We start from the raw sequence: 15,361 nt of genomic DNA, 5'->3' as shown, positions 1-15,361 counted from the left end.
CTCCAATACATGTCTACGTAATCGGCAGCCATCGGACGCGAAACACCTGCTCATAACGATGCAGACCCCTCAGGACCGCCCCGCAGGGGGGAACTTCGGGCTAATCGACCAGCCCTGCAAATGCCGCAGTTTGGGCTGCCAATCAGGATTTCAGAACCACCAGCGTTTGATCGCCATGTTGAGCAACATCGCGACACCCGTGGGCGAGTATGCGGTCGCGGCGGTGAGAACTCGAGGCGCTCGGGAGCCGGCGCAATGAGTCATCGTCACGACATCAATAAACCTGTGGGCCAAACTGTTTCAGTGCCGATCGGCACACCAAAAGTGAGCGAACGCAGGATCTCGGACCGTCGTGCGAAGGGAGTCGGGACCGTTCGCGTGGGTGCCCGGTGCCAGGTTGAGTGGAGATCGGGCGGCGCGGGTGTCGGCGCGAAGGGGCCAGCCGGGGGCCCGGGACCAATCCTGTCGCGGACCTGTCACTACATACGGGCTAGGGGTATGGTAGGGGTGACGACGTAAATGTGGGCACTGGCGGATGCCAGGAGGAGCGACATGAGTACTGTTACGGTAACGGTCAGCGGGATGACCTGCGAACATTGCGTGTCCTCGGTGCGTGAAGAAATCGGCAATATCCCCGAAGTCACAGCTGTTGATGTCGATCTGGCCAGCGGCCAGGTAGTCATCGAAAGCGATTCTCCACTGGACTTTGCTGCCATCCAGGGCGCCGTCGTAGAAGCCGGTTATCAACTAGCCAGCTAAGACGGCGTGCCGGAGAACCGGTATCGTCGCGCGGCCAACGCTGGGCCCGCCGATGCCATCAAGCGGCCGGTATTTCAATGGTGGCTTAAGGATTGTCATGCTCTTCACGGGCCCCGCTGTGCACAGCCCATTCCCCGTTCTGGTGGCTGTCGATTCGACCGGCGGCGGCATGCGGTATGGGCGGCTTGCGAAACCGGGCCAGACCGCCAAGGCTGGATACACGGGCGCTGTTGGACCTGATCAGAGGGTGTAGTTGAGGCTGGTCATCATGCCGGCTTCTTGGTGATACGTGTTGTGGCAGTGGATCATCCAGATGCCGGGGTTGTCGGCGACCAGCGCGGCGTTGGCTTTCTGGTTTGGCAGCACTATCACGGTGTCTTTGCGTGCGCCAAGAGTCCCGTCGGATTTGATCATCTGGAAAGTGTGGCCGTGCAGATGCATAGGGTGATACATCGTCGTTGAGTTGGTAAATGTCAGCGTCGCCGATTGTCCGTGTTTGATGGTCAGCGGCGGGTTTTTCGGGTAGGGCTTGCCGTTGATGCCCCAGTCGTAGTTCACCATCGAACCGGTCAGTTCGACGCCGAGGCTGACGTCAGCTTTGGCCGATCCCAGCGTGGCAGCTGGTGTGGCGGTGAATATTTCGACCGTGCCGACCCGGCGGGTGAGTTCAGGCGGCTGAAAGTCGACCTCGGGTACGGTGCCGGCGCCAGTGGACAACAACGCGCGTCCAGCCGCAGCCCTCTTGCCTTCCGGTACGGCGACTAGCGGGAAAATACCGTCGCCGGCGGTGACGATGACGTCGTAGCGTTCACCCATCCCGATCAACAGGGCGTCGACCTCGGTGGGCAGCACGGGATAACCGTCGGTGTGGGTGACCGTCATGACGTGACCGGTTAGGGCGACCCGGAAAGCGGTGTCGGCGCCGGCGTTGATGAATCGGATCCAGATCCGCTGACCGGGTTCAGCGTTGAAGGTGGTCGGCGCTGCGGGAATGCGTCCGTTGACCAGGTAGTAGGGGTAGTTGATGTCGCCGGCGTCCCCGCCGAGCAGGGCGCTGCCCCCACCGGCGGCCATTTCCGGCATGCCGCCCATGCTGGGCGGTGTCTCTGGGGCTGAGGTGTATCGCGCCGTGAGTTCGTTGTAGATCTGTTGGGGACCCTTGCCGATGCCATCGGTCCAGTCGTCGAGGACAACGATCCACTCTGCGTCGTAATTGCCTGGTGCGGTGGGGTCGTCGATGATTACCGGCAGATAGAGCCCGTAGTCGGTTTGCAGCCCGACGTGCGGGTGCGCCCAGTAGGTGCCGGGGTTGGGTGCAGAGAACCGGTAAGTGAAGTCGCTACTGGCAGCGATGTTCGGGGTGGCTGGATAGACGCCGTCCATGTCGTTGCGCAGGGCAATTCCGTGCCAATGTACCGAGGTGGGGTTGTCGAGCCGATTTTTGACGGTAACTGCCAGTTGGTCGCCGACGTTGGCGCGGATTACTGGTCCGGGTAGGGCATCGCTGTAGGCAAGGGTGCGTGCGAGCACACCGCCGAGGTCGACGGTCGTCGGTTGCGGTGACAGTGTGGCGGTGACGGTGTGTCCGGTGTGCGGCCGGGCCGCTTCGGCCGCGGCGACGGCGGCGCTGATGTCCTTGTACGAGGAGCCGGTCGAGCGACCACAACCAGCCACCGCCGCTCCGCTGGCCGCAGCGGCGAGCAGAAACGTTCGCCGGTTTACAGACGTCAGATGCAAGGGTGATGCGGTCACAGCGACGGCTCCGCCCCGTAATGGCTACTCACAATAACGACTCCTTTATGCGGTGCTCGCCGGCCGGGCCGATGGCCCTGTGGCGCGACGTGCCGTCAGCGGCCTAGATAAGCTCGTCGGTCCGTCGCGCCACCGGTGTACGTCGGTCTCGAATAGTACGGGTGTGCCCTTTCGGGCGGCGTCCAAACTGTCGTCGGTCACTGGTGTTCGTCGGTGTAACAGTTTGTCCGCCTATTAATTCCCCGTTGAGCAGTTAGCGAGGGGGCATGGGCATGTTCGGCATCGGACTTGTGCTCGGCATGTTCGGCATGGAGCTCATGCTCGGCATGTTCGGCATGGGGCTCATGCTCGGCATGTTCGGCATCGGGCTCATGCTGGTGGAAGGCATCGAGCTCATGCCCGGCATGTTTTTCATGCTTTCTTTCATGTTTTTCATGTGGTTTTCCATGTCCTGCTTCATTTGTTTGATGTCGGCTTCCATCGAGGCGCAACCGTGGGTCCGGGCGTTGTACCAGCTCGGCGGCGCAAAAAGCAGCCACAGCCCGGCGGCGATGATGAAGATCCCGGCTGCGATGCCGGTAATGGCAAAGGTTCGGTAGACCCAGGTCCACGCTGAGCCGGTGGGGGCGGTGTCTGTCATTGGTTGCTCCTGCTCTGTCATTGAATTCCTCCTAATCTGTTGTAAGGCAAAGCATTCCGTCGTAGCCGTGGCAGCGGGTGGCGGTGTCGATGCATTCAAGGATTGGTGGCTGCGTTTTGGACCTCCAGGTGATGACCGCGGTCGAGACCGCGTAGGGCCAAAGCGGCGGTGATGCCTACGAGAACCAGCCCCGCCCAGATGAGTTCGCTGACGCCGAGGTGTCGTGCGGCACCCATGATAGAGCCGGTGGCCAAGTTGCCGAGCAGGATTCCGACGCCAACGATGGTGTTGTAGAAGCCGTAATGCGTTGCAACCAGCCGGCCCCGGGCCAGCGCGACCACGGTGTCCATCTCGAACGGGAAGACTGCGGCCCCGCCAACGGCCAGCATCGCAGCTGACACCAGCAGTGCGGCGACTGCTGGACCCACCCCAAAGCGCTGCCCGTCGGGAACCAGTGCTAGCGGCAGGAACGACGCAGCCAGGATGGCCATGCCGATAACCAGGCTGCGCCCGGAGCGCCAGCGCGCGGAAAACCAGCGGGTGATGCGTAGTTGTCCGGCGACGGCTACGATCCCCGACACCAGGAAAATCCCTGCCACTACGGCGGTCTGGGAATGCGGCGCCAGCAGTGAGGCCTGCAGCGGCAGGGCCAGGTAAACCTGGAATGTCAACACATACGAGCCGATCATCGCCGCGGCGAACAACAGGAAGGACCGATTACCGGCGACGACACGCCAGTCGTCGAGTATCGAGGTCTTCTCCGGTGGACGATCGGCATTGTGCTGGGGCAGCACCAGCAGTTGGGCGACCGTGAGCACGGCGAACACGGCCGCGGCCCCTGCTGCGGTGATTGGGAAGTCGAACACCATCAGCGCCAATCCGACCAGCGGGCCCAGCAGGATGCCCGCCTGGTAGAAGATATTGAACAGGGCGAACGCCTCGACGCGGCGATCACCGGCGTCAGCGGCGAGGTAGGCGCGCACCGCCGGATTGAACAACGCCCCCGCGAAACCCGTTGCCGCCGAGGCGATAAGGACCGCAGGAAGTGAGTGGGCGACCGCCAGCAGGGCGAACCCGCCGGTGCGCAGCACGCAGCCGGCCACGATCAGCGGTTTGTAGCCGAGCCGATCGGCCAGCGTCCCGCCGACGACGAACATGCCCTGCTGGGAGAAGTTGCGCACACCGAGGACCAGCCCGACAGCCCATGCGGCCAAACCGAGCGGGCCGGCCAGATAGGCCGCCAGGTAGGGCATCAGCATGTAGAAGCCGATGTTGATGCCGAACTGGTTGATCATCAGCATGCGGCTGGGCATGTCGAAACTGCGGAACTGCGACACCAAGGTCATTGCCGTGTCACTCCGGCGGGGTCGACGACCGCCGAGCACCGTGTCCACGATTGCACTACCGTGTCGCCGGGGTGGGCGATGACGGCCGGCTCATCCGGCGGAAGGTGATCGAGCAGGTTGTGGCGGCGGCAGTAGTCGTCGCTGTAGATGCTGTCGAAGTAACGTTGCGGCCCGTCGGGAAACACCGCGGCGATGGTGGCGTGCGGTGACATGCTGCGCGCGGCCCAGCCCGCGACTAGAGCAACGGCGCCCACGCTCCAGCCGCCGCTGGTGTGGTGGGTGGCTGCCAAGGCACGGCAGGCCCAGACGGCTTCGGCCGGAGCGACCCAGTGCACCTCGTCGAATGCCGGGTAGTCAACGTTGCGCGGGTAAATGCTCGAGCCCAGCCCGCGCATCAGCCGGGTGGCCGCCGGTTGGCCGAAGATGGTCGAACCCACGGTGTCCACGCCGATGAGTTTCAGGTTGGGATTAGCCTGGCGCAGCACGCGGGCCACACCGGCGGAATGTCCGCCGGTTCCCACCGAACACACCAGCACGTCGATGTGTCCCAGCTGGGCAAGGAGTTCCAGTGCCAGGGGCCGGTAGGCGTCGACGTTGTCGGGGTTGTTGTACTGGTTGGGGCACCAGGCGTCGGGGTCGGCGGTAAGCAGCTCGGCGATCCGGTCTTTGCGTGCCTGCTGCCACCCGCCGACTGGGTGCGGCTCGGTGACCAGCTCGACATGGGCACCATAGGCGGTGAGCATGTTCTGCACAATGGGCTCCATGCCGGGATCGGTGACCACAGTCACCGGGTGCTTATAGACCATGCCGGCCAGCGCCAAACCTAACCCGAGCGATCCGCTAGTAGATTCGATGATCCGGGCTCCAGGTCGCAAGTCACCGCGAGTTCGGGCGCGCTCGACCATGTGCAGGGCGGGACGGTCTTTCATGCTGCCGCCGGGGTTGAACCCCTCCAGCTTGGCCCAAAAACCGCGATCGTCAGCTGTCAGCGGGGCTGATATCCGCAGGACCGGTGTGTTGCCGACCAGGGCATTGGACTGCCGATAGGTACCGGGGGAGGGTTGGCATTGGCTAGGCGAGTTGCGCCGGCTGGTCACCGGCAGTTGCCGCAAGGTGCACGGCATGGAATTCTCACGAGTCTCTAGAAAAAGGTTGTGGTTCATCGCATCGTCGCTTCTGCATCGAGGCCGCCACAGGCGCGGCCCTTGACATGGGCCAGCGGTCACCAGCCGTCGTGACGGGACACAGCCCATGTCACGAGGGCTTGGCGCTGACCGATCAGCGACGAGTAACACAAAACCGCGTCAAGAGATCCTGACCGGTGAGGGTGGCAGGGGCCCAGGGCGGACCCCGCACGGTCGGCACGGCCCGTTGGGCAAGTGAATCCATCAACGCTGTCGCCGTCACAACAGCGCCGAGCGCGATCAAGTCATTGGCTGACCGCAGCAACACAGGGGTGGCGAACAGCTGATGGCACGGGCTCGACCAGCCATCGACCAAATGCGGGTGGTCGACGTTGACCGCGAACTCGCTACCCACTGAAGTCAGCAACGGGTGCGGTGGGTGAGCTGGGTGCGCGTGCGAATGCATCAGAGCCGAATGGCCGAGGATGACAAGTGCTCCCACTGCGGCCGCGATGGCGATCAAGGATCGCAACCGTGGCCATCTGCAATCGTTGGACGTCGCACGGTCGGACCGATGCCAGCGCCCATACGGGCGTGCAGCGAATTCGCCGGCCCAGTCGGGCACCGCCATCGCGTCGCCAGCAGGTGCTATTCCACGTGCGTGAGGCCGTAACGACAGCAGCGTTGGCGCCGTGTGGCAGCCGTTGGCCCGTCCCCCCAGGTGCCTCATACCCGTTTAGGGTACGCGAGGGCTGCTCGCAGAACCAGTGTTGCGGCGAACACTCCCGCTGCGAACTTGGACGCGATAGATTGCGATTGGTAAGTACGTCTCATGTGGTGGCGACTCATCCCTGGCCGGTCCGCGGCAAACACCACGCACTCGGGGTCAAGAGGCCATCCGCCGCTTCTGCAATGGTTAGACGATCACCATCAGGAGGTCGCCCGCCGCCCGTCCCAATCCCGGCCTGCCGCCACCGCGGCAGCAAGATTTGTGCATGGACTGCAATCCCGCAAACCCCTCGACCCATCGCACTCGCAGGGCCAGTGCTCAGCAGCCGGCACGCGAGGTTCGGCGGGCGACCCGGAAATGAATGGGGGCAACTCCATAACGCGGCGTCTTGACCCAACCCACGGTGTGCGAAGCAGTGGCAAACTAAGTGTGTCCGTCACCTTTACTCTGCAGAGGAGTTCTGTGGCATTTACTCGAACTGGCCTCTTGAGCCTGCTGGTGGCTAGCGCACTGGCATTTTCGGGCTGCGGTGGTAAAACTAACACCTCCTCAGGATCGTCGGTGAAAGTGGACTGCGGCGGCAAGGAGGAACTCAACGCCGGTGGCGCGACCGCACAACAGAACGCGATACAACGATTTGTCTACGTCTATGCCCAGGTGTGCCCCGGTTACACGCTGGACTACGAGGCAAATGGCTCCGGCGCCGGGGTGGAGCAGTTCATCAAGAGCGAGACAGACCTGGCGGGTTCCGGCGTGCCATTGGACCCGTCGACGGGTGAACCCAACAAGGCGGCGGCGCGATGTGGGTCCCCGGCGTGGGAGCTGCCGGCGGTGTTTGAACCGATCGCGATCACCTATCACATCAGCGGCGTGAGCTCGCTGAACCTGGACGCGCCCACGATGGCGAGGATCTTCAACGGCACCATCAACAGGTGGGATGATGCGGCGATCAAGGCGCTCAATGCAGGCGTCAATCTGCCCTCAACGCCCATTCGCGTCATCTTCCGCAGCGACCAATCCGGTAGCTCAGCCAACTTCCAGCATTACCTCGGGGCAGCATCCAACGGTGCCTGGGGTAAAGGCGACGGCCAGACTTTTCAGGGCGGTGTCGGTGTCGGCGCCGACGGGGACAATGGCGTGACGGCGACCCTGCAGACCACCGACGGGTCGATCACCTACACCGGGTGGTCGTTCGCGTTGGGCAAACAATTGAACGTGGCCCAGATCATCACCTCAGCGGGTCCGGATCCGGTATCGATCACGACCGAGTCGGTCGGCAAAACGATTGCCGGGGCCAGGATCACCGGGCAGGGCAATGACCTGGTGTTGGACACGGCATCGTTCTACCGGCCGACGCAGCCGGGTGCGTACCCGATCGTGGAGCCCACCTATCAGATCGTCTGCTCTAAGTATCCGGATCCCGCGACGGGCACCGCGGTAAGAGCGTTTATGCAGACGATGATTGGTCCGGGTCAAGACGGCCTGGCGCAATATGGATCCATCCCGCCGCCGAGCTGGCTCCAGTCGCGGCTAGCGACAGCGGTGAACGCTATCTCTTAACCACGTCAAGGAGTTCGATGGCAGGCGTCAGTGAGCCGAGTTCACGGGTGGGTTCGCTTTTTGGGCACTATCGGCTGATGCGGTTGCTGGGTCGCGGCGGGATGGGCGAGGTCTATGAGGCTGAGGACACCCGCAAACACCGGGTGGTGGCGCTGAAGCTGATCTCGGAGCAATTCTCCGCCGATCCGGTGTTTCGCGAGCGGATGCAACGCGAGGCCGACGCCGCGGGGCGGCTGACCGAGCCGCATGCGGTGCCGATCCATGATTACGGAGAGATCGACGGGCAGCTGTACTTGGACATGCGGCTGATCGATGGCGCTTCTCTGCGCAGCATGTTGACGCGCGACGGTCCGCTGTCCCCGGCACGGGCGGTGGCAATCGTGCGCCAGGTTGCCGCCGCGCTGGACGCCGCGCACGCCAGCGGCGTGACGCACCGCGATATCAAACCGGAAAACATCCTGATCACCGGCGACGACTTCGCCTATCTGGTGGATTTCGGTATCGCCCGTGCCGCCGCCGATCCAGGGCTGACCCACACCGGCATGGTGATGGGAACTTATTACTACATGGCCCCGGAGCGGTTCACCGGCGCAGAGGTCACCTATCGCGCCGATATCTATGCGCTGGCCTGTGTGTTGGCCGAGTGTTTGATCGGGTCACCTCCGTACCGGGCTGACAGCATCGAAGGGGTGATCGGGGCGCATCTGATGGAGCCTGCCCCGCGGCCCAGCCAGCTGCGACCCCGGACGGTTCCGGTGGCGCTAGATCAGGTGATCGCCAAAGGTATGGCGAAAAAGCCCGAAGATCGCTATCGCAGCGCCGGCGAACTGGCCGCCGCCGCCCACAATGCCCTAACCGCAGCCGAGCAGGACCAGGCGGCCGCAATTCTGCAGCACCGCGCGAAAGCAGCTCTGCCGACCGATGCCGCTGATTCCGGACTGGCCAGCACCGACGCCGTAACCCAGGCCAGAGCATGGTCACGAATGTCAAGCTCACCCACCGCCCAGCCCAGCGGAACACCGCCCAGCGCCGGCAGCGGGCGCAGCCGACCCGGCACCCCGCCCTCCGTCAGCCCTGCGGGCTCACCCAACTTCACTCAATCACCCCAAGCACGAGTCGGGCCTCGCCACAAACGCAAGCGGACCCTCATCGGCGGGGCCGCATTGCTAGTGATCGTCGCCACCGGCGTGGCCGGATACCTGGTAACGCGGGGACCGCACCCCTCGACGTCGGAGTCCGGGCAGACCGTGGTGCCGTTCACCGGGCTCGACTTCTTCTCCCCAGGCGGGGTGGCGTTGGATAACGCCGGCGCCGTGTACGTCACCAGTCAGGGCATGTATGGGCGGGTGGTGAAGTTGGCCCTCGAGTCGCACACCCAGACTGTGCTGCCGTTCACGGGCCTTTACCAGCCGCAGGGGCTGGCGGTGGACGCCAACGGCACCGTGTACGTCGCTGACTTCAACAACAGGGTGGTGAAGCTGGCGGCGGGGTCGAACACCCCCGCGGCGCTGCCATTCATCGGCCTGAACTACCCGCAGGGGGTCGCCGTGGATGCAGCCGGCAACGTATATGTCGCCGACCGGGGCAACGACCGAGTGGTGAAGCTAGACGTCAGGTCGAACACGCAGGCTGATCTGCCGTTCACCGGCCTCAATCATCCAGATGGTGTGGCGGTGGACGCCTCCGGCACCGTCTATGTCACCGATTCCGACAACGACAGGGTGCTCAAGGTGAATCCGGGGTCGAGCACCCCGATCGAGCTGCCCTTCACCGGCCTGGCTGTGCCCTCGGGTATCGCGGTGGACACCGCTGGCGCCGTCTACGTCACAGACCATGAAACCGGCAAGGTGGTGAAGCTGGATGCCGGGTCGAGCACCCCGATGGTATTGCCGTTCACCGGCGGCCATCCGATGGGCGTGGCGGTGGACACCGCCAGAAAGAAAGTATTTGTCGCCGACAACGGCAGGGGCAGGGTGGTGGAACTAGCAGCGAATTGAACGGGCTCCTCGCAGCGCAGGCGCGTGCGCAGCGACTCTCGACAATGTTTTGAATGTAGACGGCGAGATCGGTGAGCAGCGTTTGCACGTCGATGCGGATGCGTTACCGAAATACCCGCTAACCGCTTGAAGATTTGTCGTGGACGCGGGCCTAGAGTGTGGGGGTCGCGTCTCATGGCAGGTGCGTGCGCCAGCTCCACCATCCGCCGCGAACGGTACGTCCATCCCGGCGCGAACACGATCAGTCGGCGAAACTCGCGCGGGCCCAGGGACCGTTCTGCGTTGGGTGAGCGCGGTTTTCACGATCCGTAGGCACTGATTGAACGCCAACCGCGACGCCCCGGCATGCCGGGCCAGCACCTCGTCCTGCTCGGGTCCAGACAGAACCGGAATGTGGTGTGGCAAGCCATCACCGATCAGCGTCCCACATGGACACCGACAACACGTTGTGAACCGCCCTGGGTTTCGTGCACACTCGGTTACTGGTGTGCCTCCGTCTTGGCGGCTGCATCTTGAGCGTAGTAGTTCGTCTCGAACTCCGCCGGGGGTATGCGGCCGAGGCGGTGCATGAGGCGGCTGGTGTTAAACCAGGCCACCCAGTCGGCGGTGAGTAGTTCCACATCGGCCAGCCGGCGCAGCGGGCCGCGGCGGAACGGTGAATCCTTGCGCACGGCTTCGGTCTTGTAGAGACCTATCGTGGTCTCCGCGAGGGCGTTGTCATAGGCGTCGCCCACCGACCCAATCGAGGGTTTCATCCCGGCCAGCATCAGGGTCTGCCCGAACCGCACAGACGTATACTGAGACCCGGCATCCGAGTGGTGAATTGTGTTCCCCGTCAATGGATTACCGTCTCTCGCCCGAGTTGCGGCGGCTTGGCGGATCGCCGATTCGACGAACTCGGTGTGCTTGCTGACGCTGCACTGCCGGCCGACGATGCGCCCGGCGAACGCGTCGATGGCGAACGCCGTGTAGACGAACACCCCGGCGGCCAGCCGCACGTAGGTGAAGTCGGCCACCACCAGGATGTTGGGGGCCGGCACTTGGAACTGGCGGTCCACCAGGTCCGGCGGGCGGGTCGCGTCCGGATCGGCGGCGGTGGTGCGGACCTTTTTGGTCCGCACCACGCCTTGCCAGCCGTTGGCCCGCATGAGGCGTTCCACCGTGCAGCGGGCCACCTCGATGCCCTCCCGTTGCAGGTGGGCCCACATTTTCGTGGCCCCTTACAGCGATTCTGGCTTGCGCCGGCCATGCTCGTCAGGCTCGTAGTAGCCGGCCAGGATCTCGGTGATCGTCATGTCCCACAGGGCCCGTTTTGACGGCTCCCGTCGCTGCCATGCGTAGAACGTTCTCGGAGCGATCTTGCACCCGTGCTCGGTGAGCACCCGGCAGATCGGAACGATCCCGAACCGAGCACAATGCTCGGCAATGAACGCACAGATCAACGGCGTCGCGGTCGCTCGCCCGCACGAAGAAACTCGTTGCCGCCTTGAGGATTTCGATGGTTTCCTCAAGCTCGCGGTTCTTCTTTCGGAGCTCCCGCAACTCCTGGGATTCGCGGGTGGTCATCCCCGCCGCCTGCCCGTCATCGACCTCGGCCTGGCGCACCCACTTACGCAGCGTCTCCGCGGTCATCCCCAACCGCGAGGACACCGCCCGGATCGCCGCCCATTCGGTCTCGTACTCCTCGCGATGCTCCCGAACCGGCCGGACCGCTTTGGCCTTGAGTTCCGGATCGTACTTGCTTGGCATCGTGCCATCCTTCCCACAAAAGAAGGTGTGCACGAAACCCGGGGCGATTCACAGTACGAGGGCAGCGATAGTTCGTATGAGCCACTCACAGCGTGTCGAACACCGGAGGCTCCGCAAACTCCAGTGGTGCGCGAACCGGTTGCTGGTAACAAGACGTGAGAAGCGGGTGGGCTCCGGCGGGATTTAAGTTAGCCGATACCTCGACGAGAGCCAGTCGAGGTGCTCAGGCGTTGCACGTGCAATCGGGATGCCCACACTGGCAGCCTGCAGCCTGGGTGCAACTAGAGTCACCGCACGTGCAGCCGGTCGATTTACAACAGCAAGAAGTAGTCTCTTCCATATGCATAACACTACCCCGGTACGGTATATGGATCAACAATGTACGCGGGTCGAACCACCGACGGGAAAGCGTCTTTCACCACCCCCGGTATGCACCGGCGCGATCGCCGATCCGCTATGGCCAGGGCAGGGGGCGGATAGGGTGAATATTCTCCATCAGAGGCGTAGCCGGCGCCGGATTATGGTGCGGTGATTGCGCGTCGACCATGGTGGTGGCACGGCTGGCCCCGTGTCATTATTTTAGGTGCCCACGACAAATTTGGCCCCACCCATGACGGGCATGCCCCCCTGGCCCCGTGCCCCGGTGAAGTCTTGCGACGCCCGAGCCTAGATTCGAAATAGCGTAGCCACAAACAGAATGGCCATACCGGCAGCCATCATCGCCTGACCCAAGCTTCCCAGCGATTTGGATGGTGGTGCTTGATGGTTGCGCTCGATGAAGTGCCTGCCTGTGAAGAAAACTGCTGCGAACGCGAAGGTGACGATGCCAAGCCAGTTCACCGCGCTGAACCATGTGGGCGAACTGCCGGTGGCTGGCATGTTCATGCCGGCCATATCCATGCCCGGCACCGACGTATCCGGCTGAGGGTGGTGTTGGGTGCTCCATCCGATGGGGAGCGAGTAGCCGTTCATGATGGCATACATCCAGGCCGTCGCCAGCATCATCAGGCCGTGATACCCATACCACACTCGCGGGACGGCCGTTCGGGCCGCAACGACAGCCATTGTCACAAACCACGCGGTCGCCAGCAGAAAAAACACCGCGGGTCCGGTCGTCGGTAACTGCATGCTCCACGGCCAGGCCATGACCGCCATCGCCACCGCCATGACGAAATGCAGTCCGTGGCCCACAACTGACGTCCACGGTCGGCCTTTTCTGATGATCGTGAGACCACAGTCGACAGCGGGCAGCGCGAACAGTCCGGTGACCACCCACCGAAGCATCAGGTGCTGGATCATGCGATACCGGGGTGCTCAGCTCGTGTGCTGTCGCGCCGTTCAGATTCTCGGGCGATACGAGTTCTTGTCATGTGTCGCGGCCGAAGCGGCGTAGCCGCAGGGAATTGGTCACCACGCTGACCGAGGAGAATCCCATCGCGGCCCCCGCAATAATCGGGTTAAGCAGGCCGAGCGCGGCAAGCGGTATCGCGGCGGTGTTGTAGCCGAATGCCCAACCGAGGTTCTGGTAGATCGTGCGCAGGGTCTGCCGGGAGAGCTGGATTGAACGCACGACGCCGTCCAACCGGCCCGACATCAAGGTGATGTCGGAGGCCTCGATGGCCACGTCGGTACCTGTTCCGATCGCAATACCCAGATCGGCCTGCACCAGCGCGGGCGCGTCGTTGACACCGTCGCCCACCATGGCGACCACCCGGCCTTCCCCTTGGAGCCGGCGCACCTCGGTGACCTTGTCGTCGGGCAATACCTCGGCCAGCACCCGGTCGATACCGACCTGCTTGGCGATCGCCGCGGCGGTTCGGGCGTTGTCGCCGGTGATCATCGCGACCTGCAGTCCCATCGCGTGCAGCTGCCGGACCACGTCGACGGCGTCGTCTTTGAGGGTGTCAGCCACCGCGAGCACACCCACCACCTGCCCGTCCCGGCCAACGAACACCGCCGTGCGGCCTTGCTCCTCGAGTTCGGTGGCCGCCGCCGCCAGGTTGTCGGGCAGCGACAAATCGTGGTCGTCGACGAGCTTGCGACGCCCCACCATCACGGTTTGACCATCGACCTCGGCCCGCACTCCGTGTCCGGCCAGGTTGGCGAACCCCGTGGCGGCCGGAATCTCTACTTCCCGCTCGCGGGCGCCGGCGACGATCGCCGCGCCGATGGGGTGTTCGGAGCCCGACTCGACCGCGGCCGCGATACCCAGTACCAGGTCAGGCTTTTGCCGCTTGCCGGCAATCACATTGGTGAGCCGCATTTGGGCGCGGGTGAGGGTGCCGGTCTTGTCGAAAACGACGGTGTCGATCTTCTTCGAGGCTTCCAGCACCTCGCCGCCCTTGACCAAGATCCCCAGGTCCGCGCCGCGGCCGGTGCCGACCATGATCGCCGTGGGGGTGGCCAGGCCCAGCGCGCACGGGCAGGCGATGATCAGCACCGCGACCGCCGCGGTCATGCCGGCGACCGGGTTGGCCGCGAGCAGTGTCCACCCGGCGAAGGTCAGAGCGGCAACACCAACGACGGCCGGCACGAACACCGCCGAGACCCGATCAGCCAGCCGCTGTACCGGGGCCTTGCTGCCCTGGGCCTGCTCGACCAGCCGCACGATCTGGGCCAGGGCGGTGTCGGCGCCCACCGCGGTGGCGCGCACCGTCAACAGCCCGTCGGTGTTGACGGTTGCCCCGGCAACGCGGTCGCCCACGGTTTTTTCGACCGGGACCGATTCGCCGGTGAGCATCGACTCATCGACGGCGGCGCGTCCGTCGATGACCTCGCCGTCGACGGGGATCTTTTCCCCGGGCCGCACCCTCAGCAGGTCGCCGACTTGCACCTGATCCACCGGCACGAGCAGTTCTTGGCCGTCAACGAGCAGGCAGGCTTCCTTGGCGCCCATCTCGAGCAGCTTGCTGATCGCCTCCGAGGCCTTGCCGGTGGCTCTGGCCTCGAAGTAGCGGCCCAGCACCACGAACGCGATGATCAATGCCGCGGTGTCGAAAAACAGCGGGCCACCGGCGAACAACTCATACGTGGAGTAGCCGAACGCGGTCAGCGTGCCCAGCGCGATCAACGTGTCCATGTTCGCGCTGAGTGCCCGCGCTTGCTGCACGGCCCCCTTAAGGAACGGCCACCCGGCCACAAATTGCACGGGCACTGTCGCGGCGAACGCCAACCACCCCGCCCATGGATAGGCGCCGAACAACATCGGCGCCGCCAGCGACAGCAGCCCCAACGGCAAGGCCAGCCACACCCGCCGCAACCACCGCCGCTGCTCTCCCTGACCATCCTGGCTCGGCGGCGCATGGCACGCGGCGGCTGGCCCTTGGTGGCAGCCGCTGGTATCGACTGCCTCGCTCAGCGTGTCGGCGCCGGGTGAGCGGCCCAGCAAGCGGCGGAGCCCACCGCTGATCTTTTGCAGCACACCGGTGCTGGGCACATCAGCCGAGTGCGGGGCGCGCGCGGGCACCAACTCCGCCGGGATGAGGCGGGCATCGGCGATCGCCGACAAAACCCCAGCGGTGTCGCAGTGGCCGGGCGAATACCAGATCACCACCGATGCGGTTCTCGGATAGGCCCGCACGGTATGCACACCGGGCACCTTGATGACCGTGTCCTCGATAGCGACGGCCCGCACCGTATCGAACTCAAACCCGCTGGCGCGCACCCGCATCCGTCCCGCCGCGTCGGACAGAACTTCTAGCCCG

Annotated in this window: 11 protein-coding genes and 1 pseudogene; 4 read left to right on the top strand and 8 right to left on the bottom strand. The window is 64.3% G+C overall.

Features of this window, described 5'->3' with window-relative positions:
- Positions 1-552: 552 nt before the first annotated feature.
- Positions 553-759, top strand: coding sequence for a heavy-metal-associated domain-containing protein (locus CDN38_RS05100; RefSeq protein ID WP_075511753.1), 207 nt, complete (start codon positions 553-555; stop codon positions 757-759).
- A gap of 240 nt (positions 760-999) precedes the next feature.
- Here CDN38_RS05100 and CDN38_RS05095 read toward each other — a convergent pair whose 3' ends face one another.
- Complete coding sequence (locus CDN38_RS05095) at positions 1,000-2,511, bottom strand: multicopper oxidase family protein (protein ID WP_099318830.1); 1,512 nt, start codon at positions 2,509-2,511, stop codon at positions 1,000-1,002.
- A gap of 266 nt (positions 2,512-2,777) precedes the next feature.
- On the opposite strand from CDN38_RS05095, the gene CDN38_RS29255 reads away from it, so the two are divergent.
- A complete protein-coding gene (locus tag CDN38_RS29255; protein ID WP_075511754.1) occupies positions 2,778-3,110 on the top strand; it encodes a hypothetical protein in 333 nt (110 codons plus the stop codon).
- 136 nt (positions 3,111-3,246) lie between these two features.
- Here the strand turns inward: CDN38_RS29255 and CDN38_RS05085 are convergent, their stop codons facing one another.
- The 3 genes from CDN38_RS05085 to lpqS all read right to left on the bottom strand — a co-directional run bounded on the left by CDN38_RS05085 (position 3,247) and on the right by lpqS (position 6,252).
- A complete protein-coding gene (locus CDN38_RS05085) occupies positions 3,247-4,497 on the bottom strand; it encodes an MFS transporter (protein WP_075511755.1) in 1,251 nt (416 codons plus the stop codon).
- Complete coding sequence (locus tag CDN38_RS05080; RefSeq protein ID WP_075511774.1) at positions 4,494-5,621, bottom strand: PLP-dependent cysteine synthase family protein; 1,128 nt, start codon at positions 5,619-5,621, stop codon at positions 4,494-4,496. The genes CDN38_RS05085 and CDN38_RS05080 overlap by 4 nt, the downstream gene beginning before the upstream one ends.
- A gap of 154 nt (positions 5,622-5,775) precedes the next feature.
- Complete coding sequence (gene lpqS, locus CDN38_RS33505) at positions 5,776-6,252, bottom strand: putative copper homeostasis (lipo)protein LpqS (protein WP_456320271.1); 477 nt, start codon at positions 6,250-6,252, stop codon at positions 5,776-5,778.
- A 561-nt stretch (positions 6,253-6,813) separates the two neighbouring features.
- On the opposite strand from lpqS, the gene pstS reads away from it, so the two are divergent.
- Both pstS and CDN38_RS05065 read left to right on the top strand, forming a co-directional pair.
- On the top strand, positions 6,814-7,911 hold the full coding sequence (gene pstS / locus CDN38_RS05070; protein WP_075511756.1) for a phosphate ABC transporter substrate-binding protein PstS: 1,098 nt from the start codon (positions 6,814-6,816) through the stop codon (positions 7,909-7,911).
- Between the two features lie 17 nt (positions 7,912-7,928).
- Entirely contained in the window at positions 7,929-9,908 is a 1,980-nt protein-coding gene (locus CDN38_RS05065; RefSeq protein WP_075511757.1) for a serine/threonine-protein kinase PknD, read from the top strand.
- On the opposite strand, the gene CDN38_RS32345 is transcribed toward CDN38_RS05065, so the two are convergent.
- From CDN38_RS32345 to CDN38_RS05050, 4 genes and pseudogenes are all read right to left on the bottom strand, one after another.
- Entirely contained in the window at positions 9,894-10,313 is a 420-nt protein-coding gene (locus CDN38_RS32345; protein ID WP_161951659.1) for a helix-turn-helix domain-containing protein, read from the bottom strand. The genes CDN38_RS05065 and CDN38_RS32345 overlap by 15 nt on opposite strands.
- A 74-nt stretch (positions 10,314-10,387) precedes the next feature.
- A pseudogene (locus tag CDN38_RS05060) lies at positions 10,388-11,657 on the bottom strand (IS3 family transposase).
- 666 nt (positions 11,658-12,323) lie between these two features.
- Positions 12,324-12,956, bottom strand: coding sequence for a DUF5134 domain-containing protein (locus CDN38_RS05055; RefSeq protein ID WP_075511758.1), 633 nt, complete (start codon positions 12,954-12,956; stop codon positions 12,324-12,326).
- 67 nt (positions 12,957-13,023) lie between these two features.
- Positions 13,024-15,327, bottom strand: a complete 2,304-nt coding sequence (locus CDN38_RS05050; RefSeq protein ID WP_099318829.1) for a copper-translocating P-type ATPase — start codon at positions 15,325-15,327, stop codon at positions 13,024-13,026.
- Positions 15,328-15,361 lie beyond the last annotated feature (34 nt).

The organism is Mycobacterium ostraviense (genome assembly GCF_002705925.1).
Lineage (GTDB): Bacteria > Actinomycetota > Actinomycetes > Mycobacteriales > Mycobacteriaceae > Mycobacterium > Mycobacterium ostraviense.
Note: the sequence above shows the minus strand (reverse complement) of the source record. Positions and strands in the feature narration are given on the sequence as shown.

Bases quoted from the DNA above. Each gene is read 5' to 3' on its own strand.
- CDN38_RS05055 (WP_075511758.1), bottom strand. From the start codon at position 12,956: ATGATCCAGCACCTGATGCTTCGGTGGGTGGTCACCGGACTGTTCGCG.
- CDN38_RS05080 (WP_075511774.1), bottom strand. From the start codon at position 5,621: ATGCCGTGCACCTTGCGGCAACTGCCGGTGACCAGCCGGCGCAACTCG.
- CDN38_RS05050 (WP_099318829.1), bottom strand. From the start codon at position 15,327: ATGCGGGTGCGCGCCAGCGGGTTTGAGTTCGATACGGTGCGGGCCGTC.
- CDN38_RS29255 (WP_075511754.1), top strand. From the start codon at position 2,778: ATGGGCATGTTCGGCATCGGACTTGTGCTCGGCATGTTCGGCATGGAG.
- CDN38_RS05100 (WP_075511753.1), top strand. From the start codon at position 553: ATGAGTACTGTTACGGTAACGGTCAGCGGGATGACCTGCGAACATTGC.
- CDN38_RS05085 (WP_075511755.1), bottom strand. From the start codon at position 4,497: ATGACCTTGGTGTCGCAGTTCCGCAGTTTCGACATGCCCAGCCGCATG.
- lpqS (WP_456320271.1), bottom strand. From the start codon at position 6,252: ATGGCGGTGCCCGACTGGGCCGGCGAATTCGCTGCACGCCCGTATGGG.
- CDN38_RS05065 (WP_075511757.1), top strand. From the start codon at position 7,929: ATGGCAGGCGTCAGTGAGCCGAGTTCACGGGTGGGTTCGCTTTTTGGG.